This window comes from Histophilus somni 2336 (genome assembly GCF_000019405.1).
GTDB classification, from domain to species: domain Bacteria; phylum Pseudomonadota; class Gammaproteobacteria; order Enterobacterales; family Pasteurellaceae; genus Histophilus; species Histophilus somni.
Genome location: NC_010519.1, coordinates 2,052,195 through 2,069,914 on the forward strand (window position 1 = coordinate 2,052,195; position 17,720 = coordinate 2,069,914).

A 17,720-nucleotide genomic window follows, 5' to 3' on the forward strand; every position below is an offset into this window, starting at 1 on the left:
AGGGCAAGCCATTAGCTGCCCTTATGCTGATTAGATTTTTGCCAAAATATTATTCAATGTTGCTGAAGGACGCATGGCTTGTGCTGTAGCCTTGGAATCAGGGTGATAATAACCTTGAATATTTTGCGGCGTCCCTTGTGCAGCAAGTAGCTCTTGATTAATTTGCTGCTCATTTTCTTGCAAGGCTTGTGCAATTAACTCAAACTTCCTATTAAGTTGTTCATCTTTGTTTTGCGCTGCTAAGGCTTGAGCCCAATACATTGCCAAATAAAAATGCGATCCTCTGTTATCAATCGTCCCCAATTTACGTCCCGGAGATTTATTCTTATCTAAGAAAATTGCATTTGCCTGATCTAATGTTTCTGCCAAAATTTGTGCTTGATCGTTATTTTGCGTTTGAGCAAGGTGTTCCAGTGAAGCTTGTAGTGCTAAAAACTCTCCTAGTGAATCCCAACGTAAATAACCTTCTGCAATAAACTGCTCAATATGTTTTGGTGCAGAACCGCCGGCACCAGTTTCAAATAACCCCCCACCATTCATCAATGGTACAATTGAAAGCATTTTGGCAGAAGTACCTAATTCTAAGATTGGGAATAAATCTGTAAGATAATCTCGCAACACATTACCGGTAGCGGAAATCGTATCCAACCCTTGACGAATACGATTTAATGAAAATTTGCAAGCCTCAATCGGAGATAATATTTTGATGTCTAAATGTGTTGTATCAAATTCAGCCAAATAAGACCGCACTTTTTTGATAACTTCACGATCATGTGCACGATTTTCATCTAACCAAAAAACAACCGGCGTATTGGTAACGCTTGCTCGATTAACTGCAAGTTTAATCCAATCCTTAATTGGTGCATCTTTCGTTTGACACATGCGGAAAATATCGCCTTTCTCCACATGTTGCACCAAGTAAATTTCGCCATCTTCACCAACCACTTGAATTACCCCTTGCTCTTCAGCTTGGAAAGTTTTGTCATGTGAGCCATATTCTTCCGCTTTTTGTGCCATTAATCCGACATTAGGTACTGAACCCATTGTAGTAGGATTAAAAGCTCCGTTATGTTTACAGTCTTCAATGACCGCACTATAAATCCCTGCATAACAACGATCCGGAATGAGTGCCAAGGTATCTTGTAATTCCCCTTTTCTGTTCCACATTTTGCCTGAATTACGGATCATTGCCGGCATAGAAGCATCAACAATAACATCAGAAGGAACATGCAGATTAGTAATCCCTTTATCTGAATTTACCATAGCAATATCAGGTCCTTGCTCCATTGCTTTTTCAATTGCCGCTTTGATTTCATTTTCCTTGGCATGGCCGGCGATTTTGCTATAAAGCTCACCCAACCCATTGTTCGGGTTGATGCTAAGTTGAGTAAACACATCAGCATATTGTGCAAAAACATCGGCAAAATAAACAGAAACAATAACACCGAAAATGATAGGATCTGATACTTTCATCATTGTTGCTTTAAGATGTGTTGAAAATAACGTACCCTCCGCTTTAGATTGAGCTTTTGCTTGTGCTACAAAATCTTTTAACGCTTGTAAACTCATCACTGAGGCATCTATTACTTCACCAGCTTTTAACGGTGCAAATTTTTTCAACACTTTCTTTTCACCGTTTGCAGCCACAAATTCTATTTGAAATTGTCCCGCACTTTTTACCGTTACGGATTTTTCCGTACCATAAAAATCTCCTTGTTGCATGCTGACAACTTGGGTTTTTGATTGTGCAGACCAATCGCCCATTGAGTGCGGATTTTTCTGTGCATAATTTTTCACTGCTTTTGGTGCACGTCGATCAGAATTTCCCTCACGTAAAACGGGATTTACCGCTGAACCTAATACTTTTGTGTAAGCCGCTTTTATTTTTTTTTCTTCTTCCGTCTGTGGTTCTGTTGGATAGTCAGGAACAGCAAATCCTTGTTGTTGAAGTTCTTTAATGGCGGCGTTAAGTTGAGGAATAGAAGCTGAGATATTCGGTAATTTAATAATATTAGCTTCCGGTTTAGTCGCCAATTCACCCAATTCAGCAAGGGCATCAGGAATTTTCTGTTCCTCACTAAGGTAAGCAGATAAATTGGCTAAAATTCGCCCTGCAAGAGAAATATCTTTGGTTTCTACATCAATATTTGCGACAGCAGTAAATGCTTGCACAATTGGAAGAAAAGAATAAGTCGCCAACATTGGTGCTTCATCAGTTAATGTATAAGTAATTTTTGCTGACATAGGCATGTTCCTGTATAGATATGAATTGGTTAATTGGAATGAATTTGCTCTTTATGGTATTAGAGCGTTCTAAGCATAACAAAAAAATAACAATAATGTTATTTTATGCGTACAATTTTTTCAAAATTTAAACAATATCTGGAAAGAATATATACAGATAAATGATATTTATGTCATAATCCGAGCGATTTCGTTTTTTATTTTAGGAGCTATTATGTCAAAACCATTAAATTTTGTGATGATTTCTCCACATTTTCCTGCAAACTTTGAAACTTTTGCCGTTCGTTTAAAGGAGTGTGGTTTTAATACATTAGGTATTGCAGACACACCTTATGAACAGTTAAGTGAAAACTTGCGTAGTTCCTTAACGGAATATTATCGTGTTGATAATATGGAAGACTACGAGCAAGTCTATCGTGCTGTTGGTTATTTTGCACATAAGTATGGTCGAATTGATCGTATTGAATCTCATAATGAATACTGGCTTGAGCTTGATGCAAAATTACGTACAGATTTTAATGTTCCTGGGTATAAGAACGATGATATGTTGGCAATTAAAACCAAAGCACAAATTAAAGAAATTTTTCGTCAAGCAGGTCTGAAAGTTGCTCAGGGAAAAGTATTTAACTCTGATGATGAAGCACGTAAGTTAGCTAAAAAATTGAAGTTTCCTGTGATTATTAAGCCAAATTCAGGAGTGGGTGCAAGCGATACTTATAAAATTAAGTCGGTACAAGAATTAGAGGACTTTTTTTCTTATAAAAATGCACACGTTGAATACATCATGGAAGAATTTATTGATGGGGACATTATTACCTTTGATGGTTTAACCGATAAAGAGGGCAATATTGTGTTCTATTCCGGTCTTGAATATTCCGAGTGCGTATTGGATACCGTAGAAAATGATAATGATATGTTCTATTACGTTCCTCGAGAAATTTCAACCGACTTAATTAAATTAGGACAAAAATGTGTTGATGCTTTCAACGTTCGTGAGCGTTTCTTCCATTTTGAGTTTTTCCGTGTGAAAAAAACAGGTGATTTGATGCCGTTAGAAATCAATTGTCGCCCACCCGGTGGCTTGACTATTGATATGTGGAATTATGCAAATGATTTTGATGTATTCAGAGAATACGCCAATATTGTGAAAGAAAATAAATTCTACACAAATATTACACACCCATGGAATGTGGTATATATCTCACGTAAAGCAAATAAGAATTATGTAAACTCCATTGAAGATGTGCAACAAAAATATTCTACTAATATTATTAGTGTGCAAACCGTACCCGGCGTTTTTGCCAAAATTATGGGGGAACATGGTATTTTAGCTCGCACAGAAACTTTAGATCAGATGCATGAAATTGCACAATTTGCACAACAAAAAGCATAACTTTGTTTTAATTTATAGACAGGATTTCCCTGTCTACTGTAACTTTTAGGAAAAAAATAAATGCACTTTGAAAGACGTAGCCATTGGAGCGGTGAATTGGGACGTGAAATGCACTTTAATGTGTATGGTCATGCGGGTAAGCCTGTGATTGTATTTCCTTCATCCGGTGGAAATCAAAATGAATATGGTAACTTTGGTATGATTGAAGCTTGTCGTTCTTTTATTGAGCGTGGCTTAATTAAATTTTATACACCCGACTCTTTCGATAATGAATCTTGGCTGGCAGAATGGAAATCCGGACATGATATGGCACAAGCACACAATGCTTATGATCGCTATATTTTAAATGAACTTGTTCCACTAATCCGTTATGAATCAAAATGGGACGGAGCAATGATTGCGACAGGTTGTAGTATGGGGGCATTCCATACAATTAACTTTGCTTTGCGTCATCCGGATTTATTTGATGTTGCAATTGCATTGAGCGGTGTTTACGACGCACGTTTCTTTACTCATGAATATCATGGTGATTCTACCGTTTATTTTAACTCGCCAATTGATTATTTATGGAATCAACATGATAACTGGTTCTTAGAACGTTATCGCCAAAATCATTATATTGTGGCTGTTGGGCAAGGTGCTTGGGAAGAACAACATATAGCGGATACAAAACGTTTAGAAGAAGCATTTCGCAGTAAAGGAATAGAAGGTTGGTTTGATTACTGGGGTCATGATGTGGATCATGACTGGCCTTGGTGGCGAGTTCAGATGCCATTTTTCCTCTCAAAATTAGAGGAACAGGGGATTATTTAATCAATAAAGGAAAACATAAAAATCTATGGAGATCTCAAAAAACCTTACTACGGTATTCATGTTCCTTGTATTGGTCATAATTTATATGAAATTGCTTATCAGGCAATCAGTTTAGCGGTTCGAGAAATAAATGATAGAAACAAGATCATTTCTAAAATTGTCATTAGAAGTCGGCTGATAGATAGTAATAAATAAAAAACTAAGGGGAATTCAGACTTAAAGAACAAAATTAGTGATCAAAGCCTAGTTAAATCCTTATAATAAATACAAGAAGTTAACTGGGTCAGAGACTTTTAATGCACATTGCAGTAGTAATGATCTTCAAAAATACGACCAAAATTAAGGCTAAACAACGTTATAAATGAAAAAGTGAGCATAAATCTGCTCACTTTTTGATGCTCCAACTACAATTCCTTATGAATTTTAGAATTGTCTTTGTTTATTTAATGGAGTATTACTTAATAATCTTAGCAACAACACCCGCACCTACAGTACGTCCACCTTCACGAATCGCAAAACGTAAACCTTGGTCCATCGCAATCGGGTGAATTAAGCTTACTGTCATTTTGATGTTATCGCCAGGCATGACCATTTCAACACCTTCCGGTAATTCAATTGTACCTGTTACGTCAGTAGTACGGAAATAGAATTGTGGACGGTAACCTTTGAAGAATGGAGTATGACGTCCTCCTTCCTCTTTTGACAACACATAAACTTCTGATTCAAAGTCTGTGTGCGGTGTAATTGAACCCGGTTTCGCTAATACTTGACCACGTTCAATTTCTTCACGTTTTGTTCCACGTAATAATGCTCCAATGTTTTCTCCCGCACGACCTTCGTCTAATAATTTACGGAACATTTCTACACCCGTTACCGTGGTTTTTGTTGTCTCTTTAATACCGACAATTTCAACTTCTTCACCAGTACGGATAATACCACGCTCTACACGTCCGGTTACTACTGTACCACGTCCTGAAATTGAGAAAACATCTTCAATCGGTAATAAGAACGGTTGGTCAATCGCACGCTCAGGCTCCGGAATATAGTTGTCTAAGTGAGACGCTAATTCAAGAATTTTTTCTTCCCACTCAGCAACTCCATTTAATGCTTGTAATGCTGAACCACGTACAATTGGTGTGTCATCGCCTGGGAAGTCGTATTGAGAAAGTAATTCACGTACTTCCATCTCAACTAATTCCAATAATTCTTCGTCATCTACCATGTCGCATTTGTTTAAGAATACGATGATGTACGGTACACCTACCTGACGACCTAATAAGATATGCTCACGAGTTTGTGGCATTGGACCGTCTGTTGCCGCTACCACTAAAATAGCTCCGTCCATTTGTGCCGCACCTGTAATCATATTTTTTACATAGTCAGCATGTCCCGGACAGTCAACGTGTGCGTAGTGACGTGTTGCTGTATCATATTCAACGTGTGAAGTGTTGATAGTGATACCACGTGCTTTCTCTTCTGGTGCGTTATCAATTTGGTCAAATGCACGTGCTGCACCACCAAAGTGTTTGGATAATACAGTCGTGATCGCTGCTGTTAAAGTTGTTTTACCGTGGTCAACGTGGCCGATTGTACCCACGTTTACGTGCGGTTTTGTACGTTCAAATTTTTCTTTAGACACTTTTCAGTTTCCTTTTATTGAGTCCCCAAAAGTGCGGTGCAAATTTGGGGAGTTTTGTTGATTAAATAAAATTATTTTTTACGTGCTTCAATTACTGCATCCGCCACGTTTTTCGGTGCTTCAGCATATTTTAACGGTTCCATTGAATATGATGCACGACCTTGAGTTTGTGAACGTAGATCCGTTGCATAACCAAACATCTCTGCTAATGGAACTTCAGCATTGATTTTCACAACAAATTCGTTTGCTTCTTGACCGCTTACCATAGCACGACGACGACTTAAGTCACCAATTACATCACCAACATAATCAGGTGGAGTTTCAACTTCCACTTTCATGATTGGCTCAAGTAACACTGGATTTGCTTTATTAAATGCCGCTTTAAATGCTAGAGAAGCAGCAAGCTTAAACGCCAGTTCAGATGAGTCAACATCATGGTATGAACCGAAATGTAAACGAACACCTAAATCAACTACAGGATATCCAGCTAATGGACCGGATTTAAGTTGTTCTTGGATACCTTTGTCAACAGCTGGAATATATTCACCAGGAATTACCCCACCTTTAATTTCGTTAACAAATTCATATCCAGGACCTTCAGGTTCTAGAGGGTATAAATCAATAACTACATGACCATATTGACCACGACCACCAGATTGTTTTGCGTGTTTTCCTTCAACATCGTTTACACGAGTGCGGATAGTTTCACGATAAGATACTTGTGGTTTACCGATATTTGCTTCGACCTTGAATTCACGACGCATACGGTCAACGATAATATCCAAGTGTAACTCACCCATACCTGAAATAATAGTTTCACCTGACTCTTCATCAGTGTGTACACGGAAAGACGGATCTTCTTGAGCAAGACGCCCTAATGCAAGACCCATTTTTTCCTGGTCAGCTTTTGTTTTTGGTTCAACAGCAACAGAAATAACCGGTTCCGGGAATTCCATACGCTCGAGGATAATTGGTGCATCCATTGCACATAAAGTATCACCGGTACCTACATCTTTCAGACCGATTGCGGCTGCAATGTCTCCTGCACGTACTTCTTTAATTTCTTCACGTTTATTCGCATGCATTTGCACGATACGACCGAAACGCTCACGTTTGTCTTTTACAGAATTCAACACAGTTGCACCCGATTCAACAACACCGGAATATACACGGAAGAAGGTTAAATTACCAACGAATGGGTCAGTAGCGATTTTAAATGCCAAAGCTGCAAACGGTTCATCATCACTGGCATGACGCTCACCTTCTGTTTCATCCGGATTAATACCTTTAATGGCTTCAATATCTGTTGGTGCCGGTAAATAATCAATTACAGCATCAAGCATCGCTTGAACACCTTTATTTTTGAATGCTGATCCACAAGTTACAAGGATAATTTCAGTTTTTAATGCACGTAAACGTAAACCTTTTTTAATTTCTTCTTCAGTTAACTCATCACCTGAAAAGAATTTATCCATCAACTCATCAGAAGATTCGGCAGCGGCTTCAACTAAGTTTGCACGCCATTTTTCACATTCAGCAAGCATCTCTGCAGGAATATCTTCATAGGTAAAAGTCATCCCTTGGTCTGCTTCATTCCAGTTGATCGCTTTCATTTTAATTAGATCAACAACACCTTTGAAATTATCTTCTGCACCAATAGGCAATTGTAGAGGAACAGCATTGCCACCTAAACGTGTTTTGATTTGCTCAACAACACGTAAGAAATTGGCACCGGTACGGTCCATTTTATTTACGAAAGCGATACGCGGTACTTTATATTTATTAGCTTGACGCCATACTGTTTCTGATTGAGGTTGAACACCACCAACCGCACAGTAAACCATTACCGCTCCATCAAGAACACGCATTGAACGTTCTACCTCGATAGTAAAGTCTACGTGTCCCGGAGTATCAATTACATTAATACGATGTTGTGGAAATTGTTGCGACATACCCGACCAAAATGCCGTTGTAGCCGCAGAAGTAATAGTAATACCACGCTCTTGTTCTTGTTCCATCCAGTCCATGGTTGCAGCACCATCATGTACCTCACCAATTTTGTGACTTACACCTGTATAGAACAAAATACGCTCAGTGGTAGTTGTTTTACCCGCATCAATATGCGCACTGATACCGATATTACGGTAAAGTGAAATAGGGGTTGTACGAGCCATTATTATTTCCTTGTTTGGAATAAATTTAAAATATGAACAAGGCTCCACCGCATAGTAATGTGATGAAGCCTAAAAAACACTTTGCTACTCTACCAACGGTAATGTGCAAATGCTTTATTAGCCTCAGCCATACGGTGGACATCTTCACGTTTTTTCACTGCCGCACCTTTGTTCTCAGAAGCATCTGATAACTCATTAGCTAAACGCAAAGCCATAGATTTATCACCGCGCTTACGTGCAGCTTCAACGATCCAACGCATACCTAATGCGTTACGGCGAGTTGGACGAACCTCAACCGGCACTTGGTATGTAGAACCACCAACACGACGAGATTTAACCTCAACTGTTGGACGTACGTTTTCCAATGCAATTTCAAAAGCCTCTAATGCTTCTTTTCCTGTACGTTGAGATAACGTTTCTAATGCACCATAAACGATAGATTCAGCGATGGATTTTTTACCATCTACCATTAAAACATTAATAAATTTCGCAAGTAATTCTGAGCCGAACTTCGGATCAGGAAGAATCTTGCGAGGTTCAATACGACGACGACGTGGCATTGTAATTTCTCCGTTTTTTATCTTCAGGATTATCCAAAACTCTTTATGTAAGAAATGACATCTTACTTTTACTGGAGTTTATGGTAATTAATTTGTTAATTAGCGTTTGGCCTTACTTAACGGAGAACCATTAAGCTTTAGGACGTTTAACGCCGTATTTAGAACGACTTTGTTTACGATCTTTAACGCCGGCACAATCCAATGCACCGCGTACTGTGTGGTAACGCACACCCGGTAAGTCTTTCACACGACCACCACGGATTAACACCACGCTGTGTTCTTGAAGGTTATGACCTTCACCACCGATATAAGAAGTTACTTCAAAACCGTTAGTTAAACGAATACGACATACTTTACGTAATGCTGAGTTCGGTTTTTTAGGTGTAGTTGTGTACACACGAGTACACACGCCACGTTTCTGCGGACATGACTCTAACGCAGGAACGTTGCTTTTTACAACCTTTTTCACACGCGGTTTGCGTACTAGTTGGTTGATAGTTGCCATTAATAAAACTCCAATAGTTTTTACAAAAATGTATATTTAATAATCTATCTATACAAAGATAGACGCCGAATTCTAATCACACAAAGTGATATTGTCAAGAATTAAGCAATTCTATCCTGCAAAAATAACGAAAGATTCCATTTAGATTGGGTGAAGATCTATGCTTTAAGTTTCTCAATAGTTTTTTTATCAAAGAAATAATGTGTACCACAACATTCGCATTGCATATCAATACTACCGCCATGTTCTGTTAAAATATTTTCAATTTCATCATCGGAAATCAAAAGTAATGCAGATCCAGAACGCTCTAAAGAACAACCACAATGAAATTCCACCGCACTTGGTGGATAAATCTCCACAGTTTCTTCATGGTATAAGCGGTACAATAGTTCTTCTGCAGTTAGTCCAAATAATTCTTCATTTTTTACTGTTGCAGCTAATGTCGCAAGATGTTCAAAATCCTCTTGTGAACCGGTACCATCAGGCATGATTTGTAATAATAATCCGGCAGCAACAGGTTTTCCCTCATATTCACCGGAACGAATCAATAATTGTGTTTGTAGCTGTTCCGAACGAATGAAATAATCCTCTAAGCACTCTGCAATGGTTGGTTTATCTAATGCAATCACTCCTTGATAACGCTCCCCATTTGTTGGGGCTATAGTAATTACTAATATACCATTGCCGACTAACTCTGATAAGGTTATATCATCATACACATCATCTTGTAAACGAGCCAATGCACGGATTTGTTGACTATCACTGCCGTTAACTAACAATAATTTTAACGGACCGTTACCTTGAATTTGTATGGTAATATTGCCTTTGAATTTTAAAGTTGCTGTCAATAAATTGGTAGCGACCATCATTTCACCTAATAAATTCCGTACAATACGAGGATATTCATGTGAGTTAAGTGTATCGGTGAAAGTCTTATTCAAACGTACCCACTCACCTCGTACGGCACGATCTTTAAATAGGTAACGGTAAAGTTTGTCATTATCTGTTTGATATATCATATATTTTTCCTGTTTATTCAAATTTTCAATATCTATCGTCTTTATAAATTGAATGCTATTCCTGATACTTAAACTTCAATAAATCTCTCCGCTCTTTTTTATTTGGACGGCGATCTGGGTGTGGCATAGAAAGTACATTATTCTTACGTGCGATTGCCATTTTCTCTCGCTGTTCAACACTCCTAGTGGTTTCACGATACAACAATTGTGCTTCCGGTGCACCACGACGTTGTGCAGATAGGGCTAGCACTTCTACTTCTTTTTCTTCACTACCTTGACGCAATTTGAGTATTGCACCAATTTCCACCGTTTTATTTGGTTTAGTACGTTGGTTATTATAATGCACCTTTCCACCGTCAATCATTTCTTTTGCAATAGTACGTGTTTTATAAAAGCGTGCAGCCCATAGCCATTTATCGAGCCGAATACTATCATCTTTTTCCTTGGGTAAATGCTGTTTTGCCATATTTGTCTTTTCGTTCAGTTAAAATCAGGGGTATGATAGGGGGATTAAAGACATTTGTAAAAGGGAAGATTATGAATGAATTAAAAAGTCAGGTACTGCTGGAAAAGGTTTTACAAATCGCTCATCAAGCTGGAGACTATCTTAATCTTTTTTACAATGGAGAATTTGATTTTCAGATCAACATAAAATCGGATAATACGCCTATCACAAACGCAGATTTATTTGTAAACCAGTTTCTTATCGAAAAACTGACCGCACTTACGCCACATATCCCTGTTTTATCAGAAGAAAGCTGTCAAATTTCTTTTTCAGATCGACGGCGGTGGCGTACTTATTGGTTGATTGATCCGCTGGATGGTACACAACAATTTATTAATCGAACAGATCAATTCGCTGTGCTAATTGCACTGATTCATCAAAATCGGATCATGTTAGGTATTATTCATGCTCCCGTGTTAAAACAAACTTATTATGCCCTGAAAGGGCATGGTGCTTATAAACAAACGGAACATTCTCTGCAAACTTTATCAGCCAGAAAATTTGACTTAAACCATACAGTAAAAATTGCAGTAGGTTCAAAAAATGCGGAGCAAAAAGTGCGGTCAATTTTGAGATCAAATTATCAATACGAATTTATTACTTATGGTTCTAGCGGTTTAAAAACCGCACTGGTTGCAGAAGGAAGTGCAGATTGCTATATTCGACTGGGACAAACCGGTGAATGGGACACAGCTGCGGCGGAAGCCATTTTATCCGAAATAGGCGGAGGAATCCGTGATACCCAATTCAACGCCCTAACTTATAACAAACGACCGAGTTTAATAAACCCTGATTTTATTATGGTATCGGACATATCTGCCGATTGGAAAAAAATCTTTCAATTTAATTAATGAGAACTATTGGAAATTTAGCTGATTTCAGAATATTATTCACTTCTTTTAATATCGGACTTAAACAAAATATGAACGTAAATGCAGAAAATAATTGTATTGTTATTTTTGGAGCTTCGGGAGATTTAACTCACCGAAAATTAATCCCCGCACTTTATAATTTATACAAAATAGGACGTTTGACAGAAAATTTCTCTGTGTTAGGTGTTTCCCGAACTGACTTAAGCGATGAAGAATTTCGTGAAAAAATGCGTAATGCGTTGAGAAAAACAGAAGATATAACAGAAGAACATTTGGAAAAATTTTGTTCTCATCTTTATTATCAGGCGATTGATACCTCGAATGCTTCTGATTATGGAAAACTTGTTCCTCGTTTAGATGAGCTACATGATACATATCAGACCGGAGGCAATACTCTTTATTATATGTCCACACCGCCAAGCCTTTACGGTGTGATTCCTGAATGCCTTGCCACACACGGACTAAATACGGAAGAATGCGGTTGGAAACGTCTTATTGTAGAAAAACCTTTTGGTTATGACATAAAAACCGCAAAAGAACTTGATGTGCAAATTCATCGTTTTTTTGAAGAACATCAAATTTATCGTATTGACCATTATTTGGGTAAAGAAACTGTTCAAAACCTTCTCGTATTACGTTTTTCCAACGGCTTATTTGAACCGCTATGGAACCGCAACTTTATTGACTATGTAGAAATTACAGGTGCTGAAGAAATCGGTGTTGAAGAACGTGGCGGATACTATAATGATTCTGGTGCAATGCGTGATATGTTCCAAAACCACTTATTACAAGTTTTAGCCATGGTAGCAATGGAGCCCCCTGCTATTATTAATGCTGATTCTATGCGTGACGAAGTAGCAAAAGTGTTACATTGCTTACACCCGCTCAGCGAAGACGATATAAAAAACAATCTTGTTTTAGGTCAATACACATCTTCAACTATAGATGGTGAAGTGGTGAATGGTTATTTACAAGAAAAAGGCGTTCCAGCAGACTCCAATACAGAAACCTACATTGCTTTACGTTGCGAAATTGATAACTGGCGTTGGGCTGGTGTGCCATTCTATGTGCGTAGCGGTAAACGGTTACCAACTCGTGTTACGGAAATTGTCATACACTTTAAAACAACCCCCCATCCAGTCTTCAGTCAAAATGCACCGGAAAATAAATTAATTATCCGAATTCAGCCTGATGAAGGGATTTCAATGCGTTTCGGCTTGAAAAAACCGGGTGCAGGCTTTGAAGCAAAAGAAGTGTCAATGGATTTCCGCTACGCTGATTTAGCAACACCAAGCCTACTAAGTGCCTATGATCGTTTATTATTAGATGCCATAAAAGGCGATGCGACACTTTTTGCACGGACAGATGCAGTACATGCCTGCTGGAAATTTGTACAACCCATCTTGAATTATAAAAAAGATCAAGGGCGTGTTTACGAATATGAAGCCGGAACCTGGGGACCAACCGAAGCGGATAAATTAATTGCTAAAACGGGGAGAGTATGGCGTAAACCTAGTGGAATGATGAAGAAAAAAGTCTAAATCAAATAAATAGTAATTAAACGTAATAACACTTGCCATAAGGAATACGAATGAATACAAAAATTTTTGATACGGCTCAACATGCAGTTGAACAAATCGCTCAGGAATTTGTGCAATATAGCAAACAAAATCGTGCGGTGCATATTTCCCTTTCAGGAGGTTCAACGCCTAAATTGTTATTTAAAACCCTTGCTCAAGAGCCGTTTAAAAGCGAAGTGCGGTGGGAAAATTTACATTTTTGGTGGGGAGATGATCGTATGGTTGAACCGAATAATCCTGAAAGTAACTACGGTGAAGTGAAAAAATTACTGTTCGACCACATTAGGATTCCAACAGAGAATATTCATCGTATTCGTGGCGAAGAAAACGTTGAACAAGAACTTGCAAGATTTTCGCAAGAGCTGATTGCATGTGTACCGAATCTTACTTTCGACTGGATTATTTTAGGTATGGGAACAGATGGACATACTGCGTCACTCTTTCCTTATCAAACCGATTTTAGTGATTCGAATGTAGCGGTCATCGCAAAACATCCTGAAACGGGGCAAATTCGTATTTCAAAAACCGCAAAACTAATTGAACAGGCAAAACGCATTACTTATTTAGTAACCGGTGAAGCCAAAGCGGAAATTTTAAAAGAAATACAGACCGCACTTCCAGAAAATTTGCCTTATCCGGCAGCCAAAATTAAAGCAAAAAATGGCGTAACGGAGTGGTATTTGGATAAAGCCGCCGGAAAATTATTGTTATCTTGATCTATTAATTGCTTAAATCAGTGGAGCTTATTATGAAAAAATGGTTTTCTGTGGTATTAATTGCGATGCTTTCTGCTTGTTCGATTCAAGGAATTTTTGAAAAGCAAGATGTTTCAACACAGTTTGAAATTGTTAAACGCCGTGTGATTGAAAAACACAAAGTCCCTCAAGGCATACCTGACGGTGAATTTTCAGGATCTGACAGTTCATATGGACGAACATTTAAAACGTTTGTTAAACATGGCTATATTGATAAATACTTTGATATTTACCACCCAAATGGAAAATTACATTCTCATACGGTGTTAGTTGATGGTATCGCACAAGGTTGGTCTTTTGGTTATACTCCCGAGGGCATTTTACGAACAAAACTGTTATATAAAGATGGTGCAGTTATCGAAATTATTCTTTTAGATGAAAAAGGTAATGTTATTCAACATATTAAACAAAAAGAGGGATAAATTATGTCACAAAAAGGCGATATCGGCGTGATTGGACTCGCCGTAATGGGTCAAAATTTAATTTTGAATATGAACGACAACGGCTTTAAAGTCGTGGCGTATAACCGTACTACTTCAAAAGTGGATGAGTTTTTAGCAGGTGCGACGAAAGGCACGAACATTATCGGAGCCTATTCATTGGAAGAACTTGCCGGTAAATTGGAAAAGCCACGTAAAGTAATGTTGATGGTACGTGCGGGGGAAGTGGTGGATCAATTTATTGAGGCATTACTACCGCACTTAGAACAAGGCGACATCATTATTGATGGCGGTAACTCAAACTATCCCGATACAAATCGTCGTGTAAAAGCCTTAGCTGAGAAAGGTATTCGCTTTATTGGCTCGGGAGTTTCAGGCGGTGAAGAAGGTGCTCGCCACGGACCATCTATTATGCCAGGTGGCAATGAAGAAGCGTGGCAATATGTCAAACCAATTTTACAAGCCATTTCAGCCAAAACTGACAAAGGTGAACCTTGCTGTGATTGGGTAGGTAAAGAAGGTTCAGGACATTTTGTGAAAATGGTGCATAACGGTATCGAATATGGTGATATGCAGTTAATTTGTGAAGCCTATCAGTTCTTAAAAGATGGCTTAGGTTTAAGCTATGATGAAATGCAACAGATCTTTGCTGAGTGGAAGAAAACTGAGCTTGATAGCTATCTAATTGATATTACAACAGATATTCTTGGATATAAAGATGCGGACGGCGAACCGTTAGTCGAAAAAATTCTTGATACTGCAGGGCAAAAAGGAACAGGTAAATGGACAGGGATCAACGCCTTAGATTTCGGAATTCCATTAACTTTAATTACAGAATCGGTATTTGCTCGCTGCGTATCCTCTTTCAAAGATCAACGTGTGGCGGCATCTAAACTCTTCAACAAGACTATCGGCAAAGTGGAAGGCGATAAAAACGTTTGGATTGAAGCTGTGCGTAAAGCATTATTGGCATCAAAAATCATTTCTTATGCTCAAGGCTTTATGCTCATTCGTGAAGCCTCTGAAAACTTCGGTTGGAATATCAATTACGGAGCGACCGCACTTTTATGGCGTGAAGGTTGTATTATCCGTAGCCGTTTCTTAGGTAATATTCGTGATGCTTATGAAGCCAATCCGGACCTGATTTTCTTAGGGTCAGATCCATACTTTAAAGGCATTTTAGAAAATGCGTTAAGTGATTGGCGTAAAGTGGTAGCAAAATCTATTGAGGTGGGTATCCCAATGCCTTGTATGGCAAGTGCGGTTACTTTCTTAGATGGTTATACTTCTGAGCGTGTGCCAGCAAACTTGTTACAAGCACAACGTGATTACTTTGGTGCTCATACCTACGAACGCACTGACAAACCTCGTGGCGAGTTTTTCCACACTAACTGGACAGGACGTGGTGGCAATACTGCATCAACGACTTATGATGTATAATTCAATCTCAACACAAAAAAGCGGTGAACTGATCACCGCTTTTTATGTTTTTAAACTAAAGAAATAGTCAATTTATACAAGTTATTCATTAATTGCATGATTTACTTTGTAGTTAAGGGGTAAGTTGTTTACAATGCACAAAGATTTTTTATTCATCAGGATTAAAAAATGAAAACTGTCAAAAAAAGCAAATTAATTATCACCGCACTGAGTGCAATGTTATTACTTTCGGCTTGTGCCACTATAGATGAGCAAACCGGAGAACGTAAAGATCCCTTAGAAGGATTTAACCGTGTGATGTGGGATTTTAACTATAACGTTGCTGATCCTTATGTGCTAAAACCGATTGCAAAGGGTTGGAAAGAATATGTTCCACAACCAATCAGAAAGGGATTGACTAATGTAGCGAACAATCTTGATGAACCTGCCAGCATGGTTAATCGTTTGTTGCAAGGTGAGTTTAAAAAGGCAATGGTGCATTTTCATCGCTTTTGGATTAATTCAATCTTTGGATTAGGTGGACTCATCGACTGGGCAAGTTATAGTGAACCTCTGCAAATTGAAAATAAACACCGTTTCGGTGATACGCTAGGTACTTATGGCATGGAAACGGGGTCTTATGTAATGTTACCGCTTTACGGACCGGCAACACCTCGTCAAGATCTCGGCAATCTTGTTGATGTAACTTATCCGATGTTATCCTTATTAGGTCCTTGGGGGCTACTCAAATCGAGTATACAACGCCTTGATTCTCGTGCTAATCTACTTGGCAAAGAAACATTATTGGAACAATCAAAAGATCCTTATGTTACATTCCGTGAGGCTTATTTACAGAATGTAGATCATCATACTCATGATGGACAAATAAAGAGAACGCAAGAAGAATTTTCTAAAGAAGACTTAAAAGACATCGACTAAACTCAAGAAGGAATTTATTATGGAAATGACCTCAACTCAACGCTTAATCTTAGCCAATCAATATAGATTAATGGGTTTATTGGATCCGACCAATACACAAAAATACCAACGTTTAGAAGCTATTGTGAAAGGCGGTTTCGGCTTAGAACTGAAAGAATTGGATAAAGAGTTTTCCGATCTTTCGGAAGCGGAATGTCTCACTGTATTAAATACTTTGGAGATGTATAACGCATTACAAATTTCTTACAATAATTTGCCGGATAAGTCCGCTTTGACACCGCATCGCTTACAATTTGCGGGCTATTGTGCAGTGCGGGAGAAAAAATATCTTAATTACTTACGCTTTATCACCTCAGTCGAAGGGAAATATCAAGAGTTTATGCGTTGTGAACATGGTTGCGACTCCCAAACTCCAATGTGGGATAAGTACCTCAAAATGCTTGACGCCTGGCGTGCCTGTCCCCATGAATATCATTTAAGCATGGCAGAAATTCAAAAAATCTTAAATGCTTAATTGAGTCAACGTTGGTAAAAAAACCGCACTTTATAAAGAGTGCGGTTTTTTATGTAGTTTCTATCAGTAAATTTGCTACAACCGGCGGAATACTTTTGGGGTGAGGAATAAGAATTTGCTTATGCCGACTCAGCTCACCTTTTTCCAAAATAATCTGACTTTTTGCCACCTTGAAAGTTTTACTTAAAAATTTCAACAAGTGAGCATTTGCCTGTCCGTCAATGGGTGGGGCAGTAATACTGATTTTCAGTGCGTTATCATATAGTCCGATAAGGTGATCTTTGCTTGCTTTAGGTTGCAAAAAGATCCTCAAACGTAAATTATCTCCAATTTTTTCCACAGCAGGCAT

At 38.4% G+C, this 17,720-nt stretch carries 17 protein-coding genes; 9 read left to right on the plus strand and 8 right to left on the minus strand.

Going from position 1 to position 17,720, the window contains the following annotated elements:
- Nucleotides 1-30: 30 nt before the first annotated feature.
- Nucleotides 31-2,244: an NADP-dependent isocitrate dehydrogenase gene (locus HSM_RS09295; protein ID WP_012340904.1), complete on the minus strand. Its 2,214-nt coding sequence runs from the start codon at nt 2,242-2,244 to the stop codon at nt 31-33.
- 214 nt (nt 2,245-2,458) lie between these two features.
- Here HSM_RS09295 and HSM_RS09300 point away from each other — a divergent pair, with 214 nt between their 5' ends.
- Together HSM_RS09300 and HSM_RS09305 are read left to right on the plus strand one after the other, a co-directional pair.
- A complete protein-coding gene (locus HSM_RS09300) occupies nt 2,459-3,637 on the plus strand; it encodes an ATP-grasp domain-containing protein (RefSeq protein WP_012340905.1) in 1,179 nt (392 codons plus the stop codon).
- Between the two features lie 60 nt (nt 3,638-3,697).
- Nucleotides 3,698-4,450, plus strand: a complete 753-nt coding sequence (locus HSM_RS09305; RefSeq protein ID WP_012340906.1) for an esterase family protein — start codon at nt 3,698-3,700, stop codon at nt 4,448-4,450.
- Between the two features lie 454 nt (nt 4,451-4,904).
- Here HSM_RS09305 and tuf read toward each other — a convergent pair whose 3' ends face one another.
- The 6 genes from tuf to hslR all read right to left on the minus strand — a co-directional run bounded on the left by tuf (nt 4,905) and on the right by hslR (nt 10,813).
- Entirely contained in the window at nt 4,905-6,089 is a 1,185-nt protein-coding gene (gene tuf / locus HSM_RS09310; protein ID WP_011608348.1) for an elongation factor Tu, read from the minus strand.
- A 71-nt stretch (nt 6,090-6,160) separates the two neighbouring features.
- Nucleotides 6,161-8,263, minus strand: a complete 2,103-nt coding sequence (gene fusA / locus HSM_RS09315) for an elongation factor G (RefSeq protein ID WP_011609790.1) — start codon at nt 8,261-8,263, stop codon at nt 6,161-6,163.
- Nucleotides 8,264-8,352: 89 nt separating this feature from the next.
- Entirely contained in the window at nt 8,353-8,823 is a 471-nt protein-coding gene (rpsG, locus tag HSM_RS09320) for a 30S ribosomal protein S7 (RefSeq protein ID WP_011609791.1), read from the minus strand.
- A gap of 130 nt (nt 8,824-8,953) precedes the next feature.
- On the minus strand, nt 8,954-9,328 hold the full coding sequence (rpsL, locus tag HSM_RS09325; protein ID WP_011609792.1) for a 30S ribosomal protein S12: 375 nt from the start codon (nt 9,326-9,328) through the stop codon (nt 8,954-8,956).
- A gap of 158 nt (nt 9,329-9,486) precedes the next feature.
- Nucleotides 9,487-10,347: an Hsp33 family molecular chaperone HslO gene (hslO, locus tag HSM_RS09330; RefSeq protein WP_012340908.1), complete on the minus strand. Its 861-nt coding sequence runs from the start codon at nt 10,345-10,347 to the stop codon at nt 9,487-9,489.
- 55 nt (nt 10,348-10,402) lie between these two features.
- Complete coding sequence (gene hslR, locus HSM_RS09335) at nt 10,403-10,813, minus strand: ribosome-associated heat shock protein Hsp15 (RefSeq protein ID WP_012340909.1); 411 nt, start codon at nt 10,811-10,813, stop codon at nt 10,403-10,405.
- Between the two features lie 71 nt (nt 10,814-10,884).
- Here hslR and cysQ point away from each other — a divergent pair, with 71 nt between their 5' ends.
- From cysQ to HSM_RS09370, 7 genes are all read left to right on the plus strand, one after another.
- The gene (gene cysQ, locus HSM_RS09340; RefSeq protein ID WP_012340910.1) at nt 10,885-11,703 is read left to right on the plus strand and encodes a 3'(2'),5'-bisphosphate nucleotidase CysQ; all 819 of its coding nucleotides are present in this window, start codon (nt 10,885-10,887) and stop codon (nt 11,701-11,703) included.
- A gap of 71 nt (nt 11,704-11,774) precedes the next feature.
- Nucleotides 11,775-13,265, plus strand: coding sequence for a glucose-6-phosphate dehydrogenase (gene zwf / locus HSM_RS09345; RefSeq protein ID WP_011609796.1), 1,491 nt, complete (start codon nt 11,775-11,777; stop codon nt 13,263-13,265).
- Between the two features lie 50 nt (nt 13,266-13,315).
- Nucleotides 13,316-14,020: a 6-phosphogluconolactonase gene (pgl, locus tag HSM_RS09350; RefSeq protein ID WP_012340912.1), complete on the plus strand. Its 705-nt coding sequence runs from the start codon at nt 13,316-13,318 to the stop codon at nt 14,018-14,020.
- A 32-nt stretch (nt 14,021-14,052) separates the two neighbouring features.
- A complete protein-coding gene (locus HSM_RS09355) occupies nt 14,053-14,481 on the plus strand; it encodes a toxin-antitoxin system YwqK family antitoxin (protein WP_012340913.1) in 429 nt (142 codons plus the stop codon).
- 3 nt (nt 14,482-14,484) lie between these two features.
- Nucleotides 14,485-15,939 carry a decarboxylating NADP(+)-dependent phosphogluconate dehydrogenase gene (gene gnd, locus HSM_RS09360; protein ID WP_012340914.1) on the plus strand — a complete coding sequence of 485 codons (1,455 nt, stop codon included), beginning with the start codon at nt 14,485-14,487 and terminating at the stop codon, nt 15,937-15,939.
- Between the two features lie 168 nt (nt 15,940-16,107).
- Entirely contained in the window at nt 16,108-16,857 is a 750-nt protein-coding gene (locus tag HSM_RS09365) for an MlaA family lipoprotein (RefSeq protein WP_012340915.1), read from the plus strand.
- Nucleotides 16,858-16,876: 19 nt separating this feature from the next.
- On the plus strand, nt 16,877-17,371 hold the full coding sequence (locus HSM_RS09370; protein WP_012340916.1) for a YfbU family protein: 495 nt from the start codon (nt 16,877-16,879) through the stop codon (nt 17,369-17,371).
- Nucleotides 17,372-17,420: 49 nt separating this feature from the next.
- Here HSM_RS09370 and yggU read toward each other — a convergent pair whose 3' ends face one another.
- Nucleotides 17,421-17,720 carry a DUF167 family protein YggU gene (gene yggU, locus HSM_RS09375; RefSeq protein WP_011609802.1) on the minus strand — a complete coding sequence of 100 codons (300 nt, stop codon included), beginning with the start codon at nt 17,718-17,720 and terminating at the stop codon, nt 17,421-17,423.